Genomic DNA, 6,397 nt, shown 5'->3' with positions numbered 1-6,397 from the left:
TCCTCCTGCCGATCCCAGTCCGATGGAAACCCCTCCGACCGTTACGCTGAGCGTACCGATAAGCAAACCGATGACAATACCGAAGGAGAGTGTGACCATGTCGGTCTCCACACCGTCACGCACCACTTTACCCATGAATTCGCCCATAGCCTCTATCTGGGTGAGGGGTTCCCAGTACCGTGAGCACATCATTCTTTTCCAAAACGGTATTATCATCATACACTATACGTTTGCCTCTCCTGCGTATCTCCATCAGCATTAGACCGAAACGTCTTCCGATGGCAAGTTCGTAAAGGGGTCGCCCTATGACCGCATCATTTTCTACAATGATCTGTGCGCTGTCCTGTACATCCTCACTGATCCACTCAGGTATGATCTCTTCCGCTATCCTGGAGATTTTTTCGGCAAAATATCGTCATGGTCCAAGCACCTCAATGACATCGCCTACCTGTAGGCCATTCTCATCCACAGGAAAGAACTTCTCTTCCCTTTTGATCTTTATTACGGAACGGTGATCCCAGTACTTCTCTTTCAGCTCGTCCAGACTGAGGGTTTCGATCTTTGGATCGGTGATCCGGTAGGCCCTCAGAACGACATTGTCCGGCAAAGCAATGCTTTCTTCATCGGAACTGCTGAAACGTCTTGCCTCCTCAGACAGGTCGATACCAAGGAATTTCGGTAGATACTGTATCGTCATAATCAATCCTACCAGGCCAAAGATATAGGTGACCGCATACCCCATGGACATGTTCTTGATGAGCTGATCGGCGGTCCACCCCTCCTGCATGGCTATGGAACCGGACTGTACCGCATCCTGCGCCGCCGCAAGCGTCGGGGAAGAGGTCAGGCCGCCGGAGAGCAGTCCCGCGGACATACCCGGTGGCAGGGAAAGGAAATAGGCCCATGCCGCGGCAACAAGAAAACCTGTCGTAGCTACCACGACCGCCAAAGCAAAATACTTGAGTCCGTCCTGTTTGAGTACTGCAACAAAACCGGGGCCGGCCTGATAGCCTACGGAAAAGATAAAGAGGGAGAAACCGATCATCTGGGCTGAACTTGAGATCTTGAAACCGAAGTATCCAAAGATCAGACCAGCAAAAAGCACACCGGCAACAGAGCCGAGCGAGACCGGACCAAAACGGACCTTTCCTATGAGGTACCCCAGTCCGAGGACGAGGAAAAAGGAGAGGTCGAGATGGTCATGCAGAAAAGGAAGGATCGATTCATTGATATTTTCTATATGCATACCGTTCCTCCTTCTCTGTCAAAAGCGTTCTTAGAACTTGTATCCACCGATCAGTCTGAGCGCAGAGATATCCGGCTGCTGATCGAGATCGACATACTCGTAGGTTCCTGTAAAGTAAACACCGTTGGGGTTATTGTAACTTACACGGAGACCATAGAGTTTTTGATACTCCTGCCCTTCTCCGTTCAAAGAGGACTTTGAATATTCCGGGTCAAGGTCAAAGTAGGTGTATCTCGCACCGACCCATAGGCCATCGAAGCCCTGCTTCCCGAAGTCGTAACCAAGCTGCGCTTTGTAGGAGTTCGCATTTCTCAGGCTGCCCGCTTCGAAGAAGTGGAAGATCATCCCGTTGGCGAAGTAAGGGTATCCACCCCATGCACCCAGCGTGTCGCCCGTACCGTCTCCGTCCGTATAGAACGATGCACCCAGTGCGACGTCAAAGCCATTGTCGTGACTGGCATTGGCACGGATCGAATAAATACTGTAGTCGATCGCTCTGCCGCCATATGTACCATCTCCATTGTCAATATCATTGGCATAGTAGCTCTTCAAACCACCGACACCCTGGAAGTCAATGAGCTGTGCACCCAGATCATACTTGAAACTCTCCCCTTTGCCGGTATAGTCATACTGCGCAAAGAAAGTGTTATAGTAATCATTCATGTAGTAATCCCAGATCTGAAGGTTATGGGTATCATCTGAATATTGGAATACACCTGTCCACACCCCTTCATCTCCTGCGATCTTTTTGTAGGCACCGTTCACAAAACTGGCGTCAGACATAGTGTGCCACTCTGTTCCGTTAGCGCCACTGTCCCATACACCAGCCATTTTATAGAAGTATCCTCCGGCCATCATGATGTTCTCGAAACTCTTGTTCATGTAGTAGGCACCCTGGAAACTGTCCGCCTGCATGTACCAGTCATCCGCATCAACCATCGGGGTGACGATCTCTTTTGCACCCGCAAGCAACTTGTGTGCACCGTCTGCGGTTTCGTACGCGATGTAGGCTTCCTGAAGGATGGCGAAGGATTTACGCTCTACCGAATCGAAAACGAAGGTTCGCTGCTCATAGAGCTCATCGTTGATACCGAAGTCCGTCGCACCCGCACCGGTGATCTTGAAAGTGAAACCGTTGTAGTTGGGCGAACTCAGGGAGATCTTCGGAACAAGGTAGACACCTCGTGAATCGGCGTGGCCCTTATTTGTGTCCGGATTGACCGGAATGATTTTACCGCTGCCTGGATCGATATGTGAAGGAGGGTTGCTGTAGTCATAGTTCAGGTATCCGGCCCGCAGGTCGCCTGTGATCTTCCAGCCGCCGCCTATGTCATACCCGTCGCTTTTTTCATTTTCATGCGTAACCGTTTCATAGGCATGGTCTTCATCCACAGTATCGTTTTTCTTGCTGTCGATCGCTTCCGATGCGAACAGTGCGCTGGATACGGAAGAGGCAAAAAGCAATGCCACTGTCAGTTTGGAATACGAAATTTTCATCCTCTATCCCTTTACTGTGCCAAGGGATTGATGCCCAATTTTTCGATGATATATGCCGCCGATTTCTGTCCTCTTACGGAGTTGCCGTATTTGTCAAGCGGCGGAGAGACGACACCGATACCCATTTTCCCAGGCACTACTGCAAAGATACCGCCGCCCACACCGGATTTGGCCGGTGTTCCGGTCAGGTAGAGCCAGTCGCCTGCATTGTCATACAGTCCTGCGGTTGCCATGACAGCAAGGATCTTCGGTACATACTTTCGGTCAAGTACTCTTTTACCCGTTTCCGGGTTGACACCGTGGTTGGCCAGTGTCGCTGCCATCACACCCAGATCATGTGAAGAAATATTGACAGAGCACTGTTTGGTATAGACTGTTGTCGCTTCAAGCGGGTCGGAACCCATTCTTCCGTATGCGTCGAGCAGTTTGGAGATCGCCTGGTTTCTCTTGTTGTCGTTCACTTCGGAATCATAGACCACTTCGTTGAAGTTAAGTTTTTTCCCGGCAAAGTCATCCATATTCTGCTTAATCTTGGCCCATCTCTCTTTGGAATCTTTCGCTTCAACCCATGACGTCGCCTGAATGGCACCGGCATTTACAAACGGATTTGAAGCGCTTCCGTCATGCAGTTCGATAGCGATGATGGAATTGAATGCCAACCCCGTAGCATTGACACCGATCTTTTCCTGAAGGAACTTTGCCCCTCTTTCCTGTAATACTTTGCAGGCGGTAAATACTTTGGAAATCGACTGGATGGAAACTTCTGCTTTCGTATTGCCAATTTCATAGACTTTGCCGTTGGGTGTTACCAGTGTGATACCAAACGTCTTCGGGTCTACTTCAGCCAGTGCCTTGATGTAGTCGGCATTTTTTCCTCCTTGACTCGCTTTGAACTTTTCATACGCTTCTTTGAGCACCGCGTTGATATGTTCTTCTGTCAGCGAAGTCTTCTTCACCTCTGTTTTGGTCACTGCAGGAACCGGTCCTTTAGCCTGAACAGGACTTGTCCCGAGCATAATCAGCGATGCACAGACGATGGAAAGCCCCGCAATTCCCCGTTTGACTAAATATCTGGTCTTAAGCTTCATCTCTTTCTCCTTTAATGAATCTAATTAGACATTATGCTAACGTAAACAATTTATGTTTATCATAAAAACAAATGAAATCGGAATGTTAAATGAGAGATATAAAACATTTTTACTCAGCAAGTGCCATTCTTGCCAGCAAACCTGCGGTCGTGGTATATCCTGTTTCAGTAAATTTCAATATTCCCTGTGTATTGTAGATAAAAGTCGTGGGAAACGCTTCGACCCGAAAACGTTTTGCCCATTCCCCGTTCTTGTCATTGAGAACCCTGTAGTGCAAGCCTTTTTCCTGTAGAAAATGCCTGATCTTTTCATCACTGCCCGAATTGACAGCTATGGTCAAAACTTCATACTTTTGTGAAACACGCTCTATATTTGCTGCTTCAAGTTTACAGGTGGGACACCACGTTGCCCAAAAATGTATGAGCAAAGGCTTCCCTTTGCGCAGTGCATAACTGCTGCCATCTACCAGTCGTACCGTCGAAGCAGGCAGTACTTTTGAATCAAGTTCCGGTGTACGGATATAACTTATCATATTAGATAATATAAATATGGCAATCCCCCCGATGACTATTTCTTTGAGCCACTTCTTATTCCACATCCAGCCCATCCCAGAATTCATCATAGTTTAAATTGGTCATAGCGTTCTCGTCATTTATATTCTGTTCCATGAGCTTTTGCTGCTGTGCGGCAAAATATTGTTCCAGTGCCTCTTCTATCATGCTGCTGGCATCTTTGTCGAGTATTTCGGAAAAGGTCAGCAGTGCTTCAACCGTATCGGGTTTCAGCGTGATCTCGATCTCTTTCATTGGCTGTTTATCTCACTTGGTTTGGGTTCCCTCTTTCTGACCTGCCTGAGCTGTTCTTCCCTTTTTGGTGTCGGATCGGGAACCTGCTCCACGATAATATCGATGATCTTATCGTTGTGGATACCACTGAACTTGGTATGTTCACTCTTAACGATACGGTGTCGAAAAACGTCATGTATAACACCCTGTACATCTTTGGCAGTCACTTCCTGTCGTCCCCTCATCCAGGCGTGCACCTGTGCGCATTTGGTCAAAGCCAGTGAACCTCTCGGACTGACACCGACATCGATCATAACACCAAGCTGTTTGCTGTAGCGAAGCGGATACCGTGTAGCAAATACCAGTTCCACAATATATTTTCCTATCGCTTCGCTTATCTGCACCCCGGCAATTTCATCTCTGGCGGCGAAGACCATCTCCTGCGATACTTTTTCATACTGCTTTTTCGGATGGGCAGATGCATTCAGTATCATTTGTACCATTTTGTATTCTGAATCCATATTGACATAGTCAATTTTTACATGCATCAGAAAACGGTCTTTCTGTGCTTCAGGCAGCGGGTACGTCCCCTTCTGTTCCAAAGGATTCTGGGTAGCCAGCACCACAAAAAGCCTGGGCAGGGAATGGGTGATACCCGCTACGGTTACCTGCTTTTCTTCCATTGCTTCAAGCATGGCCGACTGTACCTTGGCCGGGGCCCTGTTGATTTCATCCGCTAAAATAATATTTCCAAATATGGGACCTTCATGGAACTTGAATGTCCGGCTCCCGTTCTCTATATAAAGCCGCTCTTCTCCTATCACATCCGCAGGTTCCAGGTCCGGAGTGAACTGAATACGCGAAAACTTCGCATCAATCGCATCGGCCATCGCATGGACCGCTTTGGTTTTTGCCAATCCGGGCAATCCTTCAACAAGCAGATTTCCGTCTGCCAGCATCCCCATAATAAAACGTTCTACAATATGCTCCTGACCTATAATTTCCTGGTTCATACGCTGAAACACTATTTTGATCGCCTCTCGTGGTGTCATACTTATTCCTCTGTGTTATTCCGGATTGTACACTGGAGACCAGCCCTCTTTGGCATCTCTGTTACCTATTCCGGGTTTGTCTATTATTGTAACATAAATCACGCTACAATACGGCCATGGAACTTACAGATAAAAATTATGAAACGATCATCAAGAACAATGACAGACCAGTCTTTGTAGACTTTTACTCCCCTACATGCGGCCCCTGCCAGATGCTGATGCAGCTCATCGATGAACGGCTGGAAACATACGGGAAAGAGAATGACATACCCGTAGTAAAATGTGATGTCAGCCAAAACCCGAAACTTGCTTCTGCATTTAAAATACAGTCCGTCCCCTTTACCATTGCCATTATGCCCGGCGGAAAACTGAAATATCCGGAACTCGGGGTCAAAGATGCGGCGTACTACTTTAACATCATCGACAAACTGGCGGGGAAAAAATCTTTTTTCTCAAAACTGTTCGGATAAACCAGTCGGAGACGGTACAGAAGTATCTCTTTGGAGGCTGGTGAGATATTATTTCTCATGCCTAAAGATATTCAATGTATAACGTTTAGGCGGCCGTCCACCGGTTTTGGATTCATCACAGTATGTTTTTCCAGATACCCGGCCATGATCGTATAGAATGTCGTATAGGTATTTTTTGGGTTGGTGCCATACTGTTTGAACCAGAAATAGCCGTCACCGGCATGTGTAACAAGGTAGGCATTGGATAAAAGCGTATATT

10 protein-coding genes are annotated in these 6,397 nt (G+C 47.6%); 1 reads left to right on the top strand and 9 read right to left on the bottom strand.

The features are described 5' to 3' along the window. The 8 genes from F8L24_RS04460 to F8L24_RS04430 form a co-directional block, all read right to left on the bottom strand. On the bottom strand, window positions 1–219 hold a 219-nt coding region (locus F8L24_RS04460), incomplete at its 3' end, for a hypothetical protein (RefSeq protein ID WP_294952315.1). Continuing rightward, window positions 128–328 carry a TrkA C-terminal domain-containing protein gene (locus tag F8L24_RS11190; RefSeq protein WP_365937964.1) on the bottom strand — a complete coding sequence of 67 codons (201 nt, stop codon included), beginning with the start codon at window positions 326–328 and terminating at the stop codon, window positions 128–130. The genes F8L24_RS11190 and F8L24_RS04460, both read right to left, overlap by 92 nt. Before the next feature lie 87 nt (window positions 329–415). Next, window positions 416–1,246, bottom strand: coding sequence for a hypothetical protein (locus F8L24_RS04455; RefSeq protein WP_294952313.1), 831 nt, complete (start codon window positions 1,244–1,246; stop codon window positions 416–418). 30 nt (window positions 1,247–1,276) lie between these two features. Next, window positions 1,277–2,743: a hypothetical protein gene (locus F8L24_RS04450; RefSeq protein ID WP_294952312.1), complete on the bottom strand. Its 1,467-nt coding sequence runs from the start codon at window positions 2,741–2,743 to the stop codon at window positions 1,277–1,279. A gap of 11 nt (window positions 2,744–2,754) precedes the next feature. Further along, window positions 2,755–3,831 (bottom strand): glutaminase A, encoded by a 1,077-nt coding sequence (glsA, locus tag F8L24_RS04445; RefSeq protein WP_294952309.1) that lies wholly within the window; start codon window positions 3,829–3,831, stop codon window positions 2,755–2,757. A gap of 109 nt (window positions 3,832–3,940) precedes the next feature. Beyond that, window positions 3,941–4,363, bottom strand: a complete 423-nt coding sequence (locus F8L24_RS04440) for a redoxin family protein (protein ID WP_294952307.1) — start codon at window positions 4,361–4,363, stop codon at window positions 3,941–3,943. 55 nt (window positions 4,364–4,418) lie between these two features. Then, window positions 4,419–4,637, bottom strand: coding sequence for a hypothetical protein (locus F8L24_RS04435; RefSeq protein WP_294952305.1), 219 nt, complete (start codon window positions 4,635–4,637; stop codon window positions 4,419–4,421). Further along, entirely contained in the window at window positions 4,634–5,668 is a 1,035-nt protein-coding gene (locus F8L24_RS04430) for an AAA family ATPase (RefSeq protein ID WP_294952302.1), read from the bottom strand. Before F8L24_RS04430 ends, F8L24_RS04435 begins: the two co-directional genes overlap by 4 nt. 116 nt (window positions 5,669–5,784) lie before the next feature. Between F8L24_RS04430 and F8L24_RS04425 the strand changes: the two genes are divergently transcribed. Continuing rightward, window positions 5,785–6,138: a thioredoxin domain-containing protein gene (locus F8L24_RS04425; protein WP_294952300.1), complete on the top strand. Its 354-nt coding sequence runs from the start codon at window positions 5,785–5,787 to the stop codon at window positions 6,136–6,138. A 71-nt stretch (window positions 6,139–6,209) separates the two neighbouring features. On the opposite strand, the gene F8L24_RS04420 is transcribed toward F8L24_RS04425, so the two are convergent. Continuing rightward, window positions 6,210–6,397 (bottom strand): hypothetical protein (locus tag F8L24_RS04420; RefSeq protein ID WP_294952297.1); only part of this gene is annotated, 188 nt, incomplete at its 5' end.

The organism is Sulfurovum sp. (assembly GCF_015493435.1).
Classification (GTDB): domain Bacteria; phylum Campylobacterota; class Campylobacteria; order Campylobacterales; family Sulfurovaceae; genus Sulfurovum.
This window is presented reverse-complemented; position numbering and strand designations above follow the sequence as displayed.

Bases quoted from the DNA above. Each gene is read 5' to 3' on its own strand.
- F8L24_RS04425 (WP_294952300.1), top strand. From the start codon at position 5,785: ATGGAACTTACAGATAAAAATTATGAAACGATCATCAAGAACAATGAC.
- F8L24_RS04435 (WP_294952305.1), bottom strand. From the start codon at position 4,637: ATGAAAGAGATCGAGATCACGCTGAAACCCGATACGGTTGAAGCACTG.
- glsA (WP_294952309.1), bottom strand. From the start codon at position 3,831: ATGAAGCTTAAGACCAGATATTTAGTCAAACGGGGAATTGCGGGGCTT.
- F8L24_RS04450 (WP_294952312.1), bottom strand. From the start codon at position 2,743: ATGAAAATTTCGTATTCCAAACTGACAGTGGCATTGCTTTTTGCCTCT.
- F8L24_RS04440 (WP_294952307.1), bottom strand. From the start codon at position 4,363: ATGATAAGTTATATCCGTACACCGGAACTTGATTCAAAAGTACTGCCT.
- F8L24_RS04430 (WP_294952302.1), bottom strand. From the start codon at position 5,668: ATGACACCACGAGAGGCGATCAAAATAGTGTTTCAGCGTATGAACCAG.
- F8L24_RS04455 (WP_294952313.1), bottom strand. From the start codon at position 1,246: ATGCATATAGAAAATATCAATGAATCGATCCTTCCTTTTCTGCATGAC.